The 19,298-nt window shown below is 74.7% G+C and carries 12 protein-coding genes; 7 read left to right on the plus strand and 5 right to left on the minus strand.

The window, feature by feature from the left end; translation table 11 throughout:
• Positions 1 to 51 precede the first annotated feature (51 nt).
• Complete coding sequence (gene lanKC, locus ACIP60_RS02030; protein ID WP_400679011.1) at positions 52 to 2,613, minus strand: class III lanthionine synthetase LanKC; 2,562 nt, start codon at positions 2,611 to 2,613, stop codon at positions 52 to 54.
• Positions 2,614 to 2,857: 244 nt separating this feature from the next.
• Positions 2,858 to 3,064 (minus strand): hypothetical protein, encoded by a 207-nt coding sequence (locus ACIP60_RS02035; RefSeq protein WP_100839544.1) that lies wholly within the window; start codon positions 3,062 to 3,064, stop codon positions 2,858 to 2,860.
• 367 nt (positions 3,065 to 3,431) lie between these two features.
• On the opposite strand from ACIP60_RS02035, the gene ACIP60_RS02040 reads away from it, so the two are divergent.
• The 6 genes from ACIP60_RS02040 (at position 3,432) to ACIP60_RS02065 (ending at position 16,008) form a co-directional block, all read left to right on the plus strand.
• Entirely contained in the window at positions 3,432 to 7,511 is a 4,080-nt protein-coding gene (locus ACIP60_RS02040) for a BTAD domain-containing putative transcriptional regulator (protein ID WP_400679013.1), read from the plus strand.
• A 130-nt stretch (positions 7,512 to 7,641) separates the two neighbouring features.
• Entirely contained in the window at positions 7,642 to 9,804 is a 2,163-nt protein-coding gene (locus tag ACIP60_RS02045; protein WP_400679015.1) for an MMPL family transporter, read from the plus strand.
• 144 nt (positions 9,805 to 9,948) lie between these two features.
• A complete protein-coding gene (aspT, locus tag ACIP60_RS02050) occupies positions 9,949 to 11,631 on the plus strand; it encodes an aspartate-alanine antiporter (RefSeq protein WP_400679016.1) in 1,683 nt (560 codons plus the stop codon).
• Between the two features lie 2 nt (positions 11,632 to 11,633).
• The gene (aspT, locus tag ACIP60_RS02055; protein ID WP_400679017.1) at positions 11,634 to 13,331 is read left to right on the plus strand and encodes an aspartate-alanine antiporter; all 1,698 of its coding nucleotides are present in this window, start codon (positions 11,634 to 11,636) and stop codon (positions 13,329 to 13,331) included.
• Positions 13,332 to 13,357: 26 nt separating this feature from the next.
• A complete protein-coding gene (locus tag ACIP60_RS02060) occupies positions 13,358 to 15,010 on the plus strand; it encodes a bifunctional aspartate transaminase/aspartate 4-decarboxylase (RefSeq protein ID WP_400679019.1) in 1,653 nt (550 codons plus the stop codon).
• Positions 15,011 to 15,135: 125 nt separating this feature from the next.
• Entirely contained in the window at positions 15,136 to 16,008 is an 873-nt protein-coding gene (locus tag ACIP60_RS02065) for a universal stress protein (protein ID WP_400679021.1), read from the plus strand.
• A 64-nt stretch (positions 16,009 to 16,072) separates the two neighbouring features.
• Here the strand turns inward: ACIP60_RS02065 and ACIP60_RS02070 are convergent, their stop codons facing one another.
• Positions 16,073 to 16,768 (minus strand): TetR/AcrR family transcriptional regulator, encoded by a 696-nt coding sequence (locus ACIP60_RS02070; protein WP_400679023.1) that lies wholly within the window; start codon positions 16,766 to 16,768, stop codon positions 16,073 to 16,075.
• Between the two features lie 340 nt (positions 16,769 to 17,108).
• On the opposite strand from ACIP60_RS02070, the gene ACIP60_RS02075 reads away from it, so the two are divergent.
• Positions 17,109 to 18,281, plus strand: coding sequence for an alpha/beta hydrolase (locus ACIP60_RS02075; protein WP_400679024.1), 1,173 nt, complete (start codon positions 17,109 to 17,111; stop codon positions 18,279 to 18,281).
• A 54-nt stretch (positions 18,282 to 18,335) separates the two neighbouring features.
• Here the strand turns inward: ACIP60_RS02075 and ACIP60_RS02080 are convergent, their stop codons facing one another.
• A complete protein-coding gene (locus tag ACIP60_RS02080) occupies positions 18,336 to 18,662 on the minus strand; it encodes a MoaF-related domain-containing protein (protein WP_030460502.1) in 327 nt (108 codons plus the stop codon).
• Between the two features lie 83 nt (positions 18,663 to 18,745).
• Positions 18,746 to 19,141 carry a ribonuclease domain-containing protein gene (locus ACIP60_RS02085; protein ID WP_400679025.1) on the minus strand — a complete coding sequence of 132 codons (396 nt, stop codon included), beginning with the start codon at positions 19,139 to 19,141 and terminating at the stop codon, positions 18,746 to 18,748.
• Positions 19,142 to 19,298 lie beyond the last annotated feature (157 nt).

Consider the following 19,298-nt stretch of genomic DNA (forward strand, 5'->3'; position numbering starts at 1 on the left):
CTCCCGGACGGTCGCCCGGGAGGGCAGGTGGGGCCCGGTGTCGGCACGGGCTCAGGGGCGGCCGACCGCGAGGGCCGGCAGGGTGGCGCCGGGCAGGTCCAGCGGTGCGCCGGCGGCGGCGTGGACGGCCAGCAGGACGCCGGCGGTGCCGGTGGCCAGGTCCATCGACAGGCGGTGCAGCTGGTCGCCGGCGATCGCGGTACCGCCCCGGTACGGGACGGCGTGCCAGGCCAGCAGGCGGCGCTGGCGGGCGATCCGCTCGGCGGCGCCGGGCCGGTCGGGGTGGGCGGCGAGCAGGGCCAGCAGTCCGGCCCGGCCGTGGAACAGGCCGCCGAAGATCACCAGCCGGGCGCGGGCGGCCAGCAGGACGCCGTCCAGGGCGAGGGCGAACTCCTCCTCGTCGGGCCGGTGCCGCAGGTAGTGGCCCAGGGCCAGGCCGACTCCCGCGCTGCCGTTGCCCAGGTAGGGCAGCAGCCGGGTGCCGTCCAGCAGGTTGACCGCGCCCTCCTCGCTGGTGCGGCACTGCGCCAGGTCGGCGCGCAGCGCCCGGGCGGCCAGGTCGAGGTGGGCCGGGTCGCCGCTGTCCTGGTGCAGGTGCAGGAAGAACGCGGCGATCCCGCTCGGTCCGGTCAGCAGGCCCGCTCCGGCCGGGGTCGGGGCCGCCGGGTCGAGGGCGGCGGCCAGCCGTTCGGCGGTGCGGTCCAGGGCGTCGCGCAGGCCGCCGTCGCCGGTGGCGCGGTGCAGCCGGTGCAGGGCCAGTCCGATGCCGGCCAGGCCGCTGCGCAGCGACAGGTCGCCGGGCGGGGACGGGTCGGGGCTGCGCCCGGCGCGCTGGAGGACGTCCAACGCCTCCTGTTCGCGGCCGAGTTCGTGCAGGACCAGGGCCGCGCCGTGCAGGCCGTCGTACAGGCCGGGGCGCAGGTCGCGGGAGCGGCGGGCGGCCCGCCACAGCCAGTCGGTGTGCTCCTCGTCGACCGGCTGCCCGGTGGCGTGCAGGGCGTGCAGGACGCCGGCCGCGCCGTGGGCCAGGGTGTAGCCGCCGTCGTTGAGACCGGCCGGGTCGCCCGGGAAGAGGCGGTCGGCGCGCTGCGGGGTGGCGGAGGCGAGGATCGCCCGGGCGAGCGCCTCGGGCAGTCCCGTGGCGTCCGGACGGTCGAAGAGCTCGTCGCCGGAGCGGTCCGCGGGGCGGTCGGGGATGCCCGGGCGGCGCAGGCCGCGCCGGACGCGTGCGGTGTGGGCGGTCGGCACGGGGAAGAACTCGGCCATGGCGTCCGCGAGTTGGTCGACCTTCGCGGGGCGCAGGTCGAGCAGCATGGTGTACGGCAGGAACAGGGCGAGCCGGATGCAGTCCAGCGCGTACCTGTCCCGTTCGAAGCCGGCCATGGCGTGCGGGGCGACGAAGCCCGGACAGGCCACGGACGGTTCGGGGTCCAGGCCGGGGCGGTGCGCGACCTCGAAGTCGACCAGACAGATCCGGCCGTCCGGGCGCAGCAGCACGTTCGCCGGGTGCAGGTCGCCGAAGGCGTACCCGCGGGCGTGCATCGCGTCGACCGCCCGCTGCAACTGGTCGAGGACGTCGAGGGCCTGCGCGGTGTAGCGGGCGAGGTCGCCGGGGGAGGGCTCGGGCCGGGTCAGCGGGTTGGAGCGCGCCAGGAACTGGCGCAGCGTCTCGCCCTCGACGTACTCCTCCGCCAGGTAGTGGTGCTCCCAGACGGTGAACTCGTCGATCAGCCGGGGCACGAACTCCAGCCCCGCCAGGGCCCGCAGGGCCCGCGCCTCGGTGCGCAGCCGGGCCACGGCGTCGGCCCCGGAGCCGTCCAGCCCCGCCAGCGGCCGGGCCTCGCGCAGCACCACCGGCGCGCCGTCGCCGTCCCGTTCCCGGGCCAGGTAGACGCCGCCGCCGTTGGAGAAGTGCAGCGCCCGCTCGATCTCGTACGGCAGCCCCGGCTGTCCGGCCGCGGCGGCCTCGTCGGCCCGCAGCTGCTCGGCGACGCACTCCGGCGGCTCCAGCCACGGCGGCAGCGCGAAGTACGGGTCGCGGCGGTCCGGGACGAGGGTGCCGTCCGGCGCCGAGATGGCCAGCACCCGCTCGCCGCCGTCCAGCGTGCACCAGCGCTCCAGGAAGCCGCCGTACCGCAGGTAGAGCGGCCCGTCCTGCCAGCGCAGGTCACCGAGCACGTACGGGGCGCGGCGGCCGGCCAGCAGCGGGCCGAGCGCGTCCAGCACGGTGCGCAGCCGGGTGTCGTCGGCCGGGTACAGCGTCATCAGCTTGCCGCTGCTGCCCCGGCGGGCGTACTTGCTGTTGTTCAGGTGGTGTATTCGGGGGTTGACCAGGAACTTGTGCGGCAGCCCGGTCTCCAGACAGTACGCCGAGACCAGGTCGATCACCTCGGCGGCCTCGGCCGGCACCGCGGAGACGTGGATCTTCCAGCCCTGGTCCGGCAGTTCGGCCTGCTCGGGGGTGAGGAAGAACCAGGACCCGTCCTCGTGGCTCCGCCAGCCCGCCGGGGCGGGACGGTCGGCGGCGGCGAACCGGCGCCTCTCGGCGCGGTCCACGGGGTGGTCGTAGAAGTGCGGATCATCCCCGGCGAACATGTGGTGATTGCGTTTCACGTCGTCCACCCCTTTCCGTGGTCGTGGATCTCGGTTTCCCTTGGTGGTGCGGATTTCCGTTCCGGAATTTCCGCTCCGGAGTTTTCCCGGCGGTTCGGGCGCCGGTTCAGGCGACGATCCAGCCCTGGTTCAGGTTGCGGCGGGTGTCACCGAGGACGCGGTCGGTGCGCTCCGCGGACTCCGGCGAGTCGGCGAGGAAGTTCGAGGTGGCGTGCATGGCGGACTCCTTGGCGAGATCGGTGGGTCACTGACCCCAGGTCACGTCGTCGGGGTGTGCGGACGGCGTGGCGGTGGGCGACGGGACGGAGGTGGCGGACACCCCCGGGCCGTCGGCCCGGGTGGCGGTGCCGTGCGGGGAGGAGAGCGCCGGGCCGGCCAGACCGACCAGTGTCGAGAGCCCGGCGACGAGCAGTCCGGCGAGCGCGGTTCGGGCCGTACGGGTGGCGTTCACGGAATTTTCTCTCCCTCGGGAAATCGATTCTGCTGCGGCATTCTCCGGCATTCTCCGGCTTTTGCGGAGTGCGGTCCGGTGCTGTCGGCATTCGCTTTCTTCGCTCTTTCTCCCCTGCCGACACCTCTACTTTGGCGTGCCCGGCGGGAGCGCGGAAGGCCGGTGGGATGGACGGATGTTGCCCTGGCACAAGTCGTCCACTCGTCCCACCCGTCACTCCTGTCCCACTGGTGCGCGGCGGCCCTCCCGCGCCCCACCGGTACCCGGACGGGGCCGCCCCGCCGACCGGCGGGAACCCGCTTGGAACCGGCTTGGAGCGCAGGTGGGCGGGGGTGGCGCGACGGCATCGCATAGGCTCGACCCCACGATGGTGCGGATCACTGTGCTCGGGACGCTGACGGCGCAAGTGGCGGGGGCCGCCACCCGGTTGGGGGGCCCGCGCCAGCGCGGCGTGCTCGCCCGACTCCTGGTCGCCCGCGGGACGGCCGTCCCCGCCGACCGGCTGATCGACGGCCTCTGGGACGGCCGCCCGCCCGCCAAGGCCGCGACCTCCCTCCAGGCGTACGTCTCCAACCTGCGCCGCCTGCTGGAACCCGAACGCGGCCCCCGGCAGGCGGCCCGCCTGCTGGTCAGCGAGGCCGGCGGCTACGCGCTGCGCGGCGTCCGCACCGACGCCCAGGACTTCGAGGATCTGCTCGACGCGGCGACGGGGGCAGCGGCAGGAGCGGGGGCGGGGACGGTGGACGGGGCCGCCGGGGCCGAGCGGTTCCGGGCGGCGCTCGGGCTGTGGCAGGGACCGGCCTACCACGAGTTCGCCGACCGGGCCTGGGCCGCCCCCGAGATCGCCCGACTCGAGGAACTGCGCACCACCGCCCGCGAATCCGCGATCGAGGCCGACCTCGCCGCCGGCCGGGCCCGCCCCGCCGCGCAGGAGGCCGCCGCCCTCGTCGAGGACCACCCACTGCGCGAACAGACCTGGCGCCTGCTCGCCCTCGCCCTCTGGCACAGCGGCCGCCAGGCCGACGCCCTCGCCGCGATCCGCCGCGCCCGCACCTACTTCGCCACCGAGCTCGGCCTCGACCCGGGACCACTGCTCACCACCCTCGAATCCGCGATCCTGCACCAGCGCACCGACCAACTCGCCCCCGGCCAGGGCCCTTTCGCGGCCGAGACGACGACGCAGACCACCGGCCTGCCGAGCGGGGGCGGCCTGCCGGGCGGAGCCGGTGGGAGTGGCTTGATCGGCGGAGTCGGCCTGCCTGGCGCGGGCGTTGGGGTCGGTGGGGTAAGCGAGGTTGGCTTGCCTGCCAGAGCCGGTGGGGCCGACGGAGTTGGCCTGTCCGGCCTGTCCGGCTTGCCCGGCGGGGTCGGTGAGGTCGGTCTGTCCGGCGGGGTCGTTGGGGTCGGCAGCGATGGCCTGCCTGGCGCGGGCGTTGGGGTCGGTGGGGTAAGCGAGGTTGGCTTGCCTGCCAGAGCCGGTGGGGCCGACGGAGTTGGCCTCCCCGGCTTGCCCGGCCTCCCCGGCTTGCCCGGCCTCCCCGGCTTGCCCGGCCTCCCCGGCCTCCCCGGCCTCCCCGGCCTGTCCGGCTTGCCCGGAGGGGTCGGCGGGGTCGGTCTGTCCGGCGGGGTCGTTGGGGTCGGCGGCGATGGCGAGGTCGGCCTGCCCGGCGGAGCTGGCCTGCCCGGCGGAGGTGGCGCGGGTGCGGTGGCCGGTTCCGTCCTCGGGCCGACGCGGGCTTCCGCCTCTGCCTCCGGTCCCGCGTCCGCCTCCGGTCCCGGTCCCCTCCCCGTGCCCGCCTCCTCCTCCGCCTCCGCGTCCCTCTCCACCTTCACCTCCCTCCCCGTGCCCGCGTCCGGTCCCGCGTCCGTCTCCCTCCCCGCGTTCCCGGGCGCCGGGCCCGATCGGCCCGCCAGCGGTCGGCCGCAGGTGTTCGTCGGGCGGCGGGGCGAGTTGGCGGCGTTGCTGGAGGCGGCCGGGCGGGCGCGGGGCGGGGTGGGGTTCGCGTTGGTGAGCGGGGAGGCCGGGGTCGGGAAGTCCACGGTGCTGGGGCGGTTGCGGGAGCGGCTGGCGGCGGACGGCTGGCGGGTGCTGACCGGGCGCTGCCCGGAGAGCGCGGGGGCCCCGGCGGCCTGGGCGTGGACCGAGGTGTTGCGTGAACTCGCCTGGCACGAACCGGACACCGCCGCCGATCCGCTGCTCGCCCCGCTGCTGGCCGGGCCGGAGTCGACGGACCGTCAGGACCCGCTGTCGGGGCGTTTCCGACTGCACCGCGCGGTCGTCGCCCGGCTGCACGCCGCCGCCCGGACGGCGCCGCTCGCCGTGCTGCTCGACGACCTGCACGCGGCCGACCCGGAGACCCGGGAGCTGCTGGGCGAGTTGGCCGCCGACCAGGCGTCCTTCGGGGCCGGGGGCGGTCTGCTGCTGGTGGCCGCCCTGCGTCCGGGCGAGGGTGAACTCGCCGAGGTGCTGGCCCGGTTGGCCCGTCGTTCTCCGGTCCGGGTGCCGCTCGGCGGGCTCGCCGAGTCCGACGCCGGGCGGCTGATCGAGGCGGTGTGTGCCGCTCCGGTCCGCCCCGAGACCGTCCGGGCGCTGGCCGAGCGCACCGGCGGCAACCCGTTCTACCTCGCCGAGAGCGCCCAACTCCTCGCCCTGGAGGGGGAGTCGACCGCGCTGCGGCAGGTCCCGCAGGGTGTCCGGGACGTGCTGCGCCGCCGGTTCGAGCGGCTGCCCGCCCCCGCCGTCGACCTGCTGCGGCTGGCCGCCGTGGCCGGTCGGGAGAGCGACGTCGACCTGCTGCTGCGGGCCGGTGAGCAGGACGAGGACACCGCGACCGAGGCCGTCGAGGCGGCCGTCGCGGGCGGCCTGCTGCTCGAACCCCGGCCCGGCACCGTCCGGTTCGCCCACGTGCTGGTGCGCGACACCCTGTACGCCGATCTCGGCGGCCTGCGCCGGGCCCGCCTGCACGGCCGGATCGGACACGCCCTGCACGACCTGCGGCCCGGCGAACTCACCGCACTGGCCCACCACTTCACCCAGGCCGCGACCACCGCCACGGCCGCCCTCGCGGTCGACCACTGCGTCCGGGCCGCCGAGGCCGCCGAGCGGCGCTACGCCCACCCCAGCGCCGTCAGCCTGCTCCGGCAGGCCGTCGACAACCTGGACCGCGCCGCCGAACAGCCCGGCGAGGACCGCGCCGCCCGCCGGATCGACCTGCTCGGCGCGCTGCTGCGCGCCCAGGTCCGGGCCGGGCAGGTCACCGCCGCCACCGGGACCAAGGCGCGCGCGCTCCGGCTCGCCCGGGAGAGCGGCCGGGAGGAACTGCTGATCGCCGCCTGGACCGCCTGGACCGAGCCCACCCCGTGGGTCACCCACCCGTACGGCACCTTCGACCAGGAGGCCGTCGACCAGCTGACCCGGCTGCTGCGCCGCACCGACCTGCCGCCCGCCACCCGCTGCCGCCTGCTCGACGCGCTCACCCAGGAACTCGACTGCACCGGCTCGCCGGAGGCGTTCACCGCCGGGAGCGAGGCCGTCGCGATCGCCCGCGCCGAGGGAGACCCGCTGCTGCTCTGCCTGGCGATCGCCGCCCAGGCCCGCTCCTGCGACCACGAGTTGGCGCCCATCGACCGGGCCAGGCTGGCCGCCGAACTCGCCGAGCTGGCCACCGAGCACGACCTGCCCGCCTACCGCTGGCACGCCGAGCACCTGGCCGCCACCGCCGCCGCCGTGCACGGCGACCTCCCCGCGCTGCGCCGCCACCTGGCGGCCGGCGAGGAGATCGCGCACCGCTACGGGCTGCCCGAACTCGCCGACGTGGTGCTGTTCCAGCGCGGCATGCTGGAACTCGCCGCCGGCCGCGTCGACGAGGCGGTCGCCCGCTACGAGCAGGCCCTGGCCGGTCTGCGCGCCCGCGACTCGCTGCACGCCGGCGGCCTGGCCGCGCTGATCCGGGTGGTGATCGCCCACCGGCAGGGCCGGCTGGCCGAGATGCTCCCGCTGATCGAGGAGCACCGCGCGCAGTACGGCCCGCTGGTCGCCGACGTCACCGCACTCGCCCTGCTCGCGGCCGGGCACGGCCCGGAGGCGGCCCGGCGGGCCCGGGGCGAGCGCCGGGGAGTCCAGGCCGACTACTTCCGCTCGCTGTTCCTGCAACTGCGCGCCGACCTGGTCATCGCCCTGGACGAACGCGCCGAGGCCGCCGAACTCCTGGACGAGATGCGCCCGTTGGGCCACCTGGTGGCCGGTGCGGCGTCCACCTCGATCGCGGTCCGCCCGGTCGCCCTCACACTCGGGGAACTCGCCCGCCACCTGGGCCGCACCGCCGAGGCCGCCGAGCACTTCCGCCGGGCCGCCGAGGTCGCCCGCCGCTGGGAGGCGCCGGGCTGGGAGGCCGAGGCGCGGGCGGCACTGGAGCAACTGCCGGCACCGGGGGAGCCGGGGGAGTGACCCGCGGGGCCGCCCCGAGCCGCCCGCGCCCGGGGCGGGACTTGGAGCGGCGGTGCCAAGCGGGCTCCAAGCGCCGCCTTCCACACTGGGGTCCGACACCGCGTCGACCCCTGAACGGAAGGCTTCTGCCATGTCCACACTCCTCGGCCGCCTCGGCGGGGCCGCGGCGGCCCGACCCTGGCGCACCGTCGCGGCCTGGGTGCTGCTGATCGGTGCGATCTTCGGCCTGGCGCAGGCGTTCGGCGGCGAGCCGCGGGACGACTACCGGGTCCCGGGGACGCGTTCCACGGCGGGCATGGACCTGCTGAACGCGCGCTTCCCGGAGAGCTCGGGGACCAGCGCCCGGGTGGTGGTGCACGACCGGGGCGGGAAGGCGCTGCCCGCGGCGGCGCTGGTGGGCCTGCGGGAGCGGCTCGCCGGGCTGCCGCACGCGCTGTCGGTCAGCGAGCCGATACCGTCGGCGGCCGGTGACACCGCGCTGCTGACGGTCGGTTACGACGTCAAGACGACCGCGTTCAAGGGCGCGGAGGGCCTGGACGCGCTGCGCGCCGCCGCCCGGCCGACCACCGACGCCGGGTACCAGGTGGAGTTCGGCGGGGAGCTGCCGGAGAACTTCACCGCCCCCGACGGCGCGGCCGAGGCGATCGGCATGGCCGCGGCGCTGGTGATCCTGGTGGTCGCGCTCGGGACGGTGACCGCGGCGGGCCTGCCGCTGCTGGTCGCGCTGGCCGGGCTCGGCGCGGGCACCGGGCTGATCACCCTGATGGCGGCCGTCACCGACATCAGCGACATCGCGCCCACCGTGGCGTCCATGGTCGGCCTCGGCGTCGGCATCGACTACGCGCTGCTGCTGGTCTCCCGGCACGTCGAGGGGCTGCGCCGGGGCCTGGACGCCCGGGCCGCCGCCGCCGAGGCGAACGCCACCGCCGGCTCCTCCGTGGTGGTCGCCGGGGCGACCGTGCTGGTCTCGCTGTTCGGCCTCAAGCTGGCCGGGCTGGCCACCTACGCCTCGTTCGGCTACGCGACCTTCGCCACCGTCGGCGCCGTGATGGCCGCCGCGCTCACCCTGGTCCCCGCCCTGGCCGCCCTCGCCGGACCCCGGATGCTGCGCCGCGCCGAACGCCGGACCGAACGCCGCGCCGCCGCCGCGCCCGCCGAAGCCGGAAGCACGGAGGCCGAGAGCGCCGGCCCGACCCGCACCGAGCGCTGGGCCCGGCTGATCGGCCGCCGCCCGGTCACCGCCGTCGTCCTCTCGCTGGTGGTGCTGCTCGGCCTGGCCGCGCCGGTGCTCGGCATGCGCACCTGGCCGCAGGACGCGGGCAGCCAGGCGGCCGGCAACACCACCCGCAAGGCGTACGACCTGATCGCCGGGGCGTACGGCCCCGGGGCGAACGGGCCGCTGCTGCTCGCGGTCGACCTGGAGCAGCTGCCGGAGTCCGAACTGCCCGCCCTGGAACGGAAGCTGGCGTCCGACCCGGCGGTCGCCGCGGTCCAGCCGGCCCGGCTCAGCGCGGCCCGGGACGCGGCCGTGGTCAGCGTCCAGCCGACGACCGGCCCGCAGGACCGGGCCACCGAGAAGCTGCTGAAGCGGCTGCGCGGCGGGGAACTGCCGGCCGGGGTCGAGGTCACCGGCCAGGTCGCCGCGTTCTCCGACATCTCCGACCGGCTCGCGCAGCGGCTGTGGGTGGTGATCCCGTTCGTGGTCGCGCTCTCGCTGGTCCTGCTGACCGTGCTGTTCCGGGCGCCGGTGATCGCGCTCAAGGCCGCCGCGATGAACCTGCTGTCGGTGGCCGCCGCGTACGGGGTGATGACGGCGGTCTTCCAGCACGACGCGGGCGCGAAGCTGCTCGGGCTGCCGCACGCGGTGTCGGTCTCCAGCTGGGTGCCGATCCTGATGTTCACCGTGCTGTTCGGCCTGTCGATGGACTACGAGGTGTTCCTGCTCTCCCGGGTCCGCGAGGACTGGCTGGCCACCGGCGACGCCCGCGGCAGCGTGGTGCGCGGGCTGTCCGCCACCGGGCGGGTGATCAGCAGCGCCGCCGCGATCATGGTGGCGGTCTTCACCGGCTTCGCGATCGACCCCGACATCACCGTCAAGATGATCGGCGTGGGCATGGCCGTCGCCGTCCTGGTGGACGCCACCGTGGTCCGGATGGTCCTGGTGCCCGCCACCATGACCCTGCTCGGCCGCCACAACTGGTGGCTGCCCCGCTGGCTGGACCGCCTGCTCCCCGAGCTGCGGATCGAGCCCGGCGAGGCCCCGGCCCCCGCCCGGCAGCCGGTCACCGCCTGACCCCCGGGAGCCCGTCCCGCCCGCCCGCGCCCCCGCCCGCCCGCGCCCCCGTACGGCCGCGCGGGCGGGCGGCCGGTCGAAGCCAAGTGATCATGACGGCGTGTTGAAACGGACATCAGGGTACAAATCCCATCTAATACGCTCATGAGTCTCCTGCGTGAGAACGCCGTTCTCGCCCTCTTCTTCTGCCTGGGCCTCGGCTACCTGGTCGGAAAACTGCGCGTCGGACCGATCCAGCTCGGCGGCATCTGCGGAGTCCTGATCGTCTCGATGCTGGTCGGCGCCCAGCACGTCTCGGTGAACGCGGACGTCAAGAACGTGGCGTTCGCGCTGTTCATCTTCTCGCTCGGCTACATCGCCGGCCCGCAGTTCTTCGCCAACCTGAACGCCAAGGGCCTGCGCTTCGGCGTGCTGTCCGTGATGGAGGCGGTCGTCGTCGTCCTGATGGCCCTGGGCATCGCCGAGACGTTCGACCTGGACGTCGGCACCGCCGCCGGCATCCTGGCCGGCGCCGCCACCGAGTCCGCCGCCGTCGGCACCGGGCAGGACGCGATCGCCAAGCTCCCCGGCATCACCGCGGACCAGACCACCCAGCTCCAGGCGCACGTCGCCACCGCCTACTCGGTCTGCTACCTGTTCGGCCTGATCAGCATCGTCCTGCTGACCAGCCAGCTGTTCCCGATGCTGATGCGGATCAAGCTGCCCGAAGCCTCCCGCCAGGTCTGGGAGAAGATGCGCGGCGGCGGCAACGAACTCGAACCCGGCGAAGCCCCCGCGCTGCCCGCCCTGGTCGGCCGCACCTACCTGGTCTCGCAGGGCGAGGGCACCCGGGTCAGCCAGATCCAGGAGCGCTCCGGCCAGCTGGTCACCGTCGAGGCGGTCAACCGGGGCGGCAAGAAGCTCGGCGTCGACGACGACCCGGTGCTGCGCCGCGGCGACCAGGTGCTGGTGGTCGGCCGCCGGGCCGCCGTGCTGGACGCCGGGCACGAGCTCGGCCCCGAGACCAGCGGCGTCCCCGGCCTGGACAGCCCGATGGCGGTCCGCCAGGTCGTGGTCACCAACAAGGAGGTCGCCGGGCGCACCCTCAACGCCGTCCGCGACCGGGACCACGACGCCACCGGCGGCGTGTTCCTCACCGACATCCAGCGCGTCGACCACCACCTGCCCGCCGTCGGCGACACCGAGGTGCACCGCGGCGACACCCTCACCGTGATCGGCGCCCGCTCCCGGGTCGAGAAGTTCGCCGAGAAGGTCGGCGCCACCGTCCGCTCCGACACCGCCGACTACATCTACATCTCGCTCGGCATCTGCCTGGGCGTCCTGCTCGGCAAGATCGTCGTCCGCTTCGGGGACATCAGCCTGACCCTCGGCACCGGCGGCGGCTGCCTGATCTCCGGCCTGGTCTTCGGCTGGCTGCGCTCGCTGCGCCCCACCTTCGGCGCCTACCCGCCGGCCGCCGCGCAGACCATCAAGGACCTCGGCCTGGCCGTGTTCATCGCCGTCACCGGCATGGCCGCCGGCCCCGACGCCGGACCGCTGCTCAAGCAGTACCCGGTGCTGCTGCCGGTCTCCGGCATCCTGATGGTGGTCGTCCCGGCCTTCCTCGGCCTGTTCATCGGCCGCCGCCTCCTCAAGATCGAACCGCCGATCCTGGTCGGCGCGATCGCCGGACAGCAGTGCTCCACCCCCGCGATCACCGCCGTCGGCAACGCCGCGCAGAGCAGCGTCCCGATGCTCGGCTACACCATCACGTACACCATCTCCAACTTCCTACTTCCGCTGACCGGCCCGCTGTTGGTCGGCCTGGTCGGCCTGAACGGAGGGTAACGGTGGACTGGATCACCGACCACGTCTTCAAGCCGTACCCGGAACTGCTGATCTTCCTGACCATCGCGATCGGCTTCCTCGTCGGCCGGCTGCACTGGAAGGCCATCGGCCTGGGCGCGGTCACCGGCTGCCTGGTCGCCGGTCTGTTCACCGGCTGGCTGACCGACGTGCAGGTCAACGGCACCGTCAAGTCGGTGTTCTTCATCATGTTCCTGTTCGCCCTCGGCTACAAGGTCGGCCCGCAGTTCTTCCGCGGCCTGAAGAAGGACGGTCTGCCGCAGGTCGCGGTGACCCTGGCGGTCTGCCTCAGCGGCCTGGCGATCTGCTGGGGCTTCGCCGAGATGCTCGGCTACGGGCCCGGCCTGGGCGCCGGACTGCTCGGCGGCGCGCTCACCCAGTCCGCCGTGATCGGCGTCGCCCAGGACGCCATCGGCGGACTGCCCGGCCTCAGCCAGGACCAGATCACCGCCCAGCAGAACCTCGTCCCGATCGGGTACGCCGTCACCTACCCGCTCGGCACCATCCTGTGCGCGATCCTGCTGGCCAACATCGCCCCGCGCTTCCTGCACAGCGACCTCGCCGCCGACTCCCGCGAACTGGCTGCCGAACTCGACGCCCCCGCCGACGACCCCGACCTCGCCCAGGGCTACTACGAGGTCGTGCTGCGCGCCTACACCGTCGTCAACGGCCCGGCCGGCTCCACCATCGAGCAGTTCGAGCAGCGCGAGCAGGCCGCCGGGCGCCGGATCTACCTCACCCGGGTCCGCCGGGACGGCAAGATCCTCGACCACGACCAGCAGACCGTCATCGAACGCGGCGACGTGCTCGCCGTCAGCGCGATCCGCCACGACCTGGTCGAGTTCGACCCGGTCTCCGGCATCGGCCCGGAGACCGACGACGTCGAACTGCTCGGCTACCAGACCGAGCAGCTGCACGTCGTCGTCTCCGAGAAGGCCCAACTCGGCCGGACCATCGCGGACCTGCGCCGCGAACCCTTCATGGTCGGCGTCTTCGTCGACAAGGTCTACCGCTCCGGCGCCGAGTTCCCGTACCGGCTCACCACCCAGCTCGAACGCGGCGACACCCTGGTGCTGTCCGGCCCGCAGCGGCTGGTCGGGCCGGCCGGGAAGGCGATCGGCAAGCCCGTGCCGACCAGCTTCGCCACCGACATGACCTGGGTCGGCCTGGGCATCTTCCTCGGCGGCTGCATCGGCATCCCCGCGCTCACCCTCGGCGGGGTGCCGATCAGCCTCTCCACCTCCGGCGGCGCGCTGATCATGGGCCTGGTGTTCGGCTGGATCCGCGGCAAGTACCCGACCTTCGGCAACGTCCCGCCCGGCGCCCAGTGGTTCATGGACACCCTCGGCCTGTGCGCGTTCGTCGCCATCGTCGGCATCAACGCCGGACCGAGCTTCACCAGCGGCCTCTCGCAGGCCGGTTGGGGCCTGCTGGTGTGGGGCGCCGTCGCCACCGTCGTCCCGCTGGTGGTCGGCCTGCTGATCGGTCACTTCGTGTTCCGGATGCGCCCGCCGATCCTGATGGGCGTGGTGGCCGGCGCGCAGACCACCACCGCCGCGATCGGCGCCATCAACGAAGCCTCCCGCAGCCAGATCCCCACGCTCGGCTACACCATCCCGTACGCCGCAGGCAACGTCCTGCTGACCATCTGGGGCGCCGTCATCGTCGCCCTGCTCGGCTAGCCGCCTCCCCGGAAGGACCCGCACCCATGAGCAAGCCTTCGATCAGCCGTGAGGAGATCCACCGGCTCTCCCAGCTCAGCCCGTTCGAACTCAAGGGCAAGTTCATCGAACTCGCCGAGCACTACCAGGCCGACCAGCCCGGGCAGAAGGAGAAGTCCACCGCCAACATGCTCAACGCCGGACGCGGCAACCCCAACTGGGTCTGCACCGGCCCCCGCGAGGCCATGCTCGCCCTCGGCCACTTCGCGCTCAGCGAGTCCCGCCGGGTCTGGACCGCCGACAACCTCGGCGGCATGCCCGAGCAGACCGGCATCGCCGGACGCTACGACCACTTCGCCCGCTCGCACCCCGAACTGCCCGGCATCGACCTGCTCACCGCCTCCGTCGGCCTCGCCGTCGACCGCTTCGACCTCGACCGCGACGCCCTCCTGCACGAACTCGCGGACGCCGCCATCGGCGACAACTACCCCGTCCCCGACCGGATGCTGACCTGCGCCGAACAGATCGTCACCGGCTACCTGCAGGACGAGCTGATGGACCGCCGGCCCCCCGAGGGCGCCCTCGACCTGTTCGCCACCGAGGGCGGCACCGCCGCCATGTGCTACATCTTCGACTCCCTGACGAAGAACGGCATCCTGCACAAGGGCGACAAGATCGCCCTGATGGTGCCGGTCTTCACCCCCTACATCGAGATCCCCGAACTCGACACCTACGAGTTCGAGGTGGTCCAGGTCCAGGCGTCCTCCTTCGCCGAGGCCGGGGTGCGCGAATGGCGCTACCCCACCGAGGAGGTCGCCAAGCTCGCCGACCCCGCCGTCAAACTGGTCTGCCTGGTCAACCCCAGCAACCCGCCCTCCCTGGCGCTCTCCCAGCGGGTCACCGACCAGATCAAGTCCATCGTCGCCACCGACAACCCGGGCCTGATCATCGTCACCGACGACGTCTACGGCACCTTCGTCGACCACTTCCGCAGCATCGCCGCCGACCTGCCCCGCAACACCCTGCTCGTCTACTCCTACTCCAAGCACTACGGCTGCACCGGCCACCGCCTCGGCGTCATCGGCCTCCAGCGCGACAACGTCATCGACGACGCGCTCGCCGCCCTCCCGCAGACCGAGAAGGACCGGCTCGCCAAGCGCTACGGCAGCCTCAGCCTCGACCCGGCGGGCATCCGCTTCATCGACCGGCTGGTCGCCGACTCCCGGCAGGTCGCCCTCAACCACACCGCCGGGCTCTCCCTCCCGCAGCAGGCCCAGCTCACCCTGTTCTCGCTCTTCGCGATGCTCCCCGAGGGCAAGGCGTACAAGGCCAAGGTGCAGTCCATCGTCAAGCAGCGCCTCGACCTGCTGCTCGAAGGGTCCGGGATGAAGATCTCCGAGGACCCGAAGCGGGCCGGCTACTACGTCGAACTCGACCTGCTCGCCGAGGCCGAACGCACCTCCGGGACCGAGTTCGCCACCTACCTGCGGCAGAACTACGAACCCACCGAACCCCTCTTCCGCCTCGCCGAACAGACCGGCGTCGTCCTGCTCAACGGCGGCGGCTTCGACGGCCCCGAGTGGTCCGTCCGGGTCTCCCTGGCCAACCTCGACGACCTCGACTACCTCAAGATCGGCCACCACCTGAAGACCATCTTCGACGACTACCGCGCGGAGTGGCAGGCCGCCGAAGGCCGTTGACGTCCCCGCCCCGCCCGGGGTCCGTCGGGGGTCCGCCCGGGTTTGTCCCGGGCGGGGCGGGCGGCGCATGCTGGAAGGGCGACCGGGGCGAGCCGGCCCCGAGGAGTGCGCCACGGAGATGCGCCATGGAGACCACGGAGACCAGGGCAGCGAACGGGGTGGTGGCGGGGGTCGACGGGTCGGTGCCCGCCGCCGAAGCGGCGGAGTGGGCCGCCCGGGAGGCCGAGCGGCGGGGGGTGGGGCTGCACCTGGTGCACGCCGTCAACACCGGGACGGTGACGCTCTCGCCGCGCACCGGGACCACCGTCACCGACCTGATCCTGCGCGAGGCCGCCGAACTGCTGGAGGCGGTGCGGGCCACCCTGGCGGCCGCCCACCCCGGGCTGCGGATCACCGGAGACGTGGTGCCGCGCGAGGCCGGGGACGCGGTGCTGACCGCCGCCGAGCACGCCTCGCTCGCGGTGCTCGGGACCAGGGGCCACGGCGGGTTCGCCTCGCTGCTGCTGGGCTCGGTCAGCCTGCGGGTCGCCGCCCACGCCGCCTGCCCGGTCACCGTGGTGCGCGCCGCCGGCCACCCCGACGGGCCGGTGCTGGTCGCCCTCCACGACGAGCGCGACACCGCCGCGCTGCGCTTCGGCTGCGAGACCGCCGCCCGCCGGGGCCTGCCGGTGCGGGCCGTGCACACCTGGTCGCCGGTGGTCGCCGACGTCGGGCGGATGGCGCCCATGGTCGACGAGTTGGGGGAGGAGGCCCGGCTGCACGAGCAGCTGCTGCGCCGCACCTGCGACCCGGTCCGCGAGGAGTACCCGGGCGTCGAGGTGGAGAGCCACCAGGTGACGGGTTCCGCCGCCGCGACCGTGGTCGAGGAGTCCCGGACCGCCGCCCTGGTGGTGCTCTCCCGGCACGAGCCCGCGCCGCGCTTCGGCCTGCGGCTGGCGACCCCCGTGCACGCCGTCCTGCACTACGCGCACTGCCCGGTGGCGGTCGTCCCGGTGTGACGGCGGGCGGGAGGCGGGAGGCGGGGACGGGGGAGGGGGAGGGGGCGGGCGGGGTGACGGCGCGTCAGGCGGGCGGGAGGAGCGGTCCGACGAGGCGGCGGACGACGGTGCCGGCGAGCGCGGCGGCCGTGGCGGGGGGCGGGTCGCCGACGGCCCAGGTCTCGACGGCCAGGCGCATCGCGGTGCTCGCGGCGGCGGCCGGCAGCCGGACGTCCAGGCCCTCCGGGTCCAGCCCGGTGAGCCGGGCCAGCGCGGGGCGCAGCGCGGTCTCGGCGTCGTGGTGGACCCGGTGCCAGACGTCGCGCAGCGCCGGGTCCCGGGGCATGGCGCGCAGCAGGCCGCGGGTCCGCTCCAGGGACTCGGCGGCCGGGCCGGGCGCGGGGGCCAGGGCGGCGCGGGCGGAGTCCAGCAGGGCGGTGAGCGGCGGGGTGCCGGGGGCGGTGGCGGCGAGCAGGGCGACCCACCGGCGGGGTGCCTCGGCGAGCAGCGGGGCGACCGCGTCCTCCTGGGCGCGGAAGTAGCGGTAGAAGGTGCGCAGCGAGACGCCGCAGCCGCGGGCGATGTCCTCGGCGGTGGTGCCCTCGGCGCCGTGCTCGGCGAACAGGCGGGCGGCGGTGAGGGCGATCTCCTGCTGGGTGGCGGCCTTGCGGCGCTCGGTGAGGGAGAGCGGCGGCGGGGCGGGGACCGGACGGGTCGGGCGGGCCGGACGGGCCGGACGGGTCGGGCGGGTCGGTCGGGCGGGATGGTGGGACTCGGACATCTGTCTCCCCCGGTGCGTGGTCGTGCGGTCGGACGGCTGCGCGGGCGGCGGGGCGGACGGTGGTGCGGGCGGTCGCGCGGGCGGGTCACCAGCCTAGCCGGGGGGTGGCACGGGGTGCGGAGTTGGCGCAACGTGCCAGCCGGTCGTGCCGTGCGCTTCGGCGGCCCCACCCCCGAGGCCGTTCCCCCGTCCCGGGGCGCGGAACCGCGGGACCGGGTCCGGGCGTCACCCCGGCGGCGGGCATACTGCTCGCCGTGCGCGGGTATCCGCGCGTGCACGCACCGCCACGCCCGCGCCGGGCGGCGGGCACCGCGAGCGGAAGACACGGGGACCACGGGGCATGGGGCTGACCAGCACGACGCTGCTGCTGTTCACGATCGAGGTCGCGGTGGCGGCGCTGGGGGCGACCGTCTGGTGGTGGCCCGCCCTCGCCCGGCGGCACTGGCGGGCGGTGCTCGGGCGGGTCGGGATGCTGCTGGGCAGCCAGCTCGCGCTGCTCGCCGTGATCGGCCTGCTGGCGAACAACTACTTCTCGTTCTACAGCAGTTGGAACGACCTGCTGGGCACCGGCCAGGACGCCCCGGTCTCCGTGCAGGCCGCCGCCGCGCCCGCCGCCCCGGCCCCGTCCGCCGCCCCGTCGACCGAGCCGGACCCGCCGAACCTCCCCGTCCTGCCCGCCCAGGAGACCGGCCGCGAGCCGGTCAACACCGGCGGCCCGCTCGACCCCGGGCGGGTCGGCGAGATCCGCGCGGTGCGGATTCCCGGCGCCCGCACCGGCCTGAGCACCGACGGGTACGTCTACCTGCCGCCGCAGTACTTCCAGCCCGGCAACGAGCAGCGGAAGTTCCCGGCGGTCATCGCGATGACCGGCTTCCCCGGCGACGCCAAGGCGCTGATCACCCGCTTCAACTACCCGGGCGTCGCGCTCGACGAGATCCGGGCCGGACGGATGCAGCCCACCGTCCTGGTGCTGATGCGCCCCTCGCCCGCGATGCCCGCCGACCCCGAGTGCGAGAACGTCCCCGGCGGGACGCAGGCCGAGACGTACTTCGCCAAGGACGTCCCGCGCGCGATCGGCGCGACCTACCGCACCGCCGACGGCCCCGGCGGCTGGGGCGTGATGGGCAACTCCACCGGCGGCTACTGCGCCGCCAAGCTCGCCATGCGCCACCCCGAGGTGTTCGCGGGCGGCGTCTCCATCTCCGGCTACCTGAAGGCCGCCGAGGACGTCACCACCGGCGACCTGTTCCAGGGCAGCGGGCGGCGCCGCGACGAGGCCGACCTGCTCTGGCGGCTGCGGAACCTGCCGATGCCCGCCACCGGAGTCATGCTCAGCGGCGCGGAGAAGGGCGACGGGGACTTCCGCGCCGAGGCCGACGCGTTCACCGCCGCCGCCGGGCCGCCGCTGACCACCGCGGTGGCCTCCGTCCCCGAGGGCGGGCACAACTACACGACGTGGATCAAGCTGCTGCCGGCCGGCTTCCGGTTCCTGTCGCAGCGCCTGAAAGCCTGAGAGCCTGAAGCCGGGGCCGGGAGGGGGCCAGGGCCGGTCCGGGGCCGGTGGGGGTCAGGCCGGGGTGAGGGTGCCGGTGTGCAGCTCGCCGACCCGGCCGGTCTCGCCCTCCCAGGTCCAGAAGACCTTGACGGTCAGGGCGGTGAGGTCCATGACGTGGCTGACGGTGATGCCGCTGCGCTCCGTCCAGGAGACGAACCAGACGCCGGGGGCGACGGCCGCGACGTGCAGCGGGACGTCCTCGTACTGGCCGGCCGACTCGCCGAGGCCCTCCCAGCGCAGCCGGGTGCCGTCCGCGGAGTACGAGTTGCGGAAGGAGGCGCCGTTGTCGACCTCGAAGAGGTAGGTGCGGCCGGCGAAGCCCGGCAGGGGGGCGTTCATGGAGGTCCTTCGGGCGGTCGGAGCGGCGGGCGGGTGCGGCCGGATCGGCCGCACCCGCCCAACCTATCGGACCGGGGGTCGGGTCAGCAGCCGAAGTCGACGCGGCGGAACGTCACGTAGTGGTCGGCCGTGTAGTAGTCCTCGTGGTGGACCTTGCCGGTGATGATCCGCCGGGTGCCGCGGGTCGAGCTGCCCGGGGTGATCACGGTGTACTCGTGGTAGTAGCCGGAGGACTGCGCGGGCAGCACGCCCTCGCGGTTCTGGAACACCACGCCGTCCTGCGAGTACGGGAACGGCCCGCCCGCGTCGATCAGGCGGATGGTGTCGCGGCCCTGGCTGGGCAGCGCCGAGTAGCAGATGTTCCCGCTGACGGCGGCGTGGGCCTGGCCGGTGGCCACGGCGGCGGGGGCGAGGGTCAGCAGGCCGAGGGCGGCGACCGAGACGGCACGGATCTTCAACGCGCGTAGAGTCATTCGCATGCCAGCAGTGTGACGCCGGCCGGACCCCGGCGGAACCCTTGGCGCGAACACTTCACTTTCGGGTAACTGGCCTGGAACCCGGCCGACTTGTGCCGTACCGCCGCCAGTGGCGTCCCCGCCGTGCGGTCCTGACATCCGGGCCCCGGCCGGGCCGCCG

This window comes from Kitasatospora sp. NPDC088783 (genome assembly GCF_044750705.1).
GTDB classification, from domain to species: domain Bacteria; phylum Actinomycetota; class Actinomycetes; order Streptomycetales; family Streptomycetaceae; genus Kitasatospora; species Kitasatospora fiedleri.

Excerpts from the sequence above, each read along its gene's own strand:
- ACIP60_RS02045 (WP_400679015.1), top strand. The coding sequence starts at position 7,642 with ATGTCCACACTCCTCGGCCGCCTCGGCGGGGCCGCGGCGGCCCGACCC.
- ACIP60_RS02070 (WP_400679023.1), bottom strand. The coding sequence starts at position 16,768 with ATGTCCGAGTCCCACCATCCCGCCCGACCGACCCGCCCGACCCGTCCG.
- ACIP60_RS02085 (WP_400679025.1), bottom strand. The coding sequence starts at position 19,141 with ATGCGAATGACTCTACGCGCGTTGAAGATCCGTGCCGTCTCGGTCGCC.
- ACIP60_RS02040 (WP_400679013.1), top strand. The coding sequence starts at position 3,432 with ATGGTGCGGATCACTGTGCTCGGGACGCTGACGGCGCAAGTGGCGGGG.
- ACIP60_RS02060 (WP_400679019.1), top strand. The coding sequence starts at position 13,358 with ATGAGCAAGCCTTCGATCAGCCGTGAGGAGATCCACCGGCTCTCCCAG.
- ACIP60_RS02080 (WP_030460502.1), bottom strand. The coding sequence starts at position 18,662 with ATGAACGCCCCCCTGCCGGGCTTCGCCGGCCGCACCTACCTCTTCGAG.
- ACIP60_RS02065 (WP_400679021.1), top strand. The coding sequence starts at position 15,136 with ATGGAGACCACGGAGACCAGGGCAGCGAACGGGGTGGTGGCGGGGGTC.
- aspT (WP_400679016.1), top strand. The coding sequence starts at position 9,949 with ATGAGTCTCCTGCGTGAGAACGCCGTTCTCGCCCTCTTCTTCTGCCTG.
- ACIP60_RS02075 (WP_400679024.1), top strand. The coding sequence starts at position 17,109 with ATGGGGCTGACCAGCACGACGCTGCTGCTGTTCACGATCGAGGTCGCG.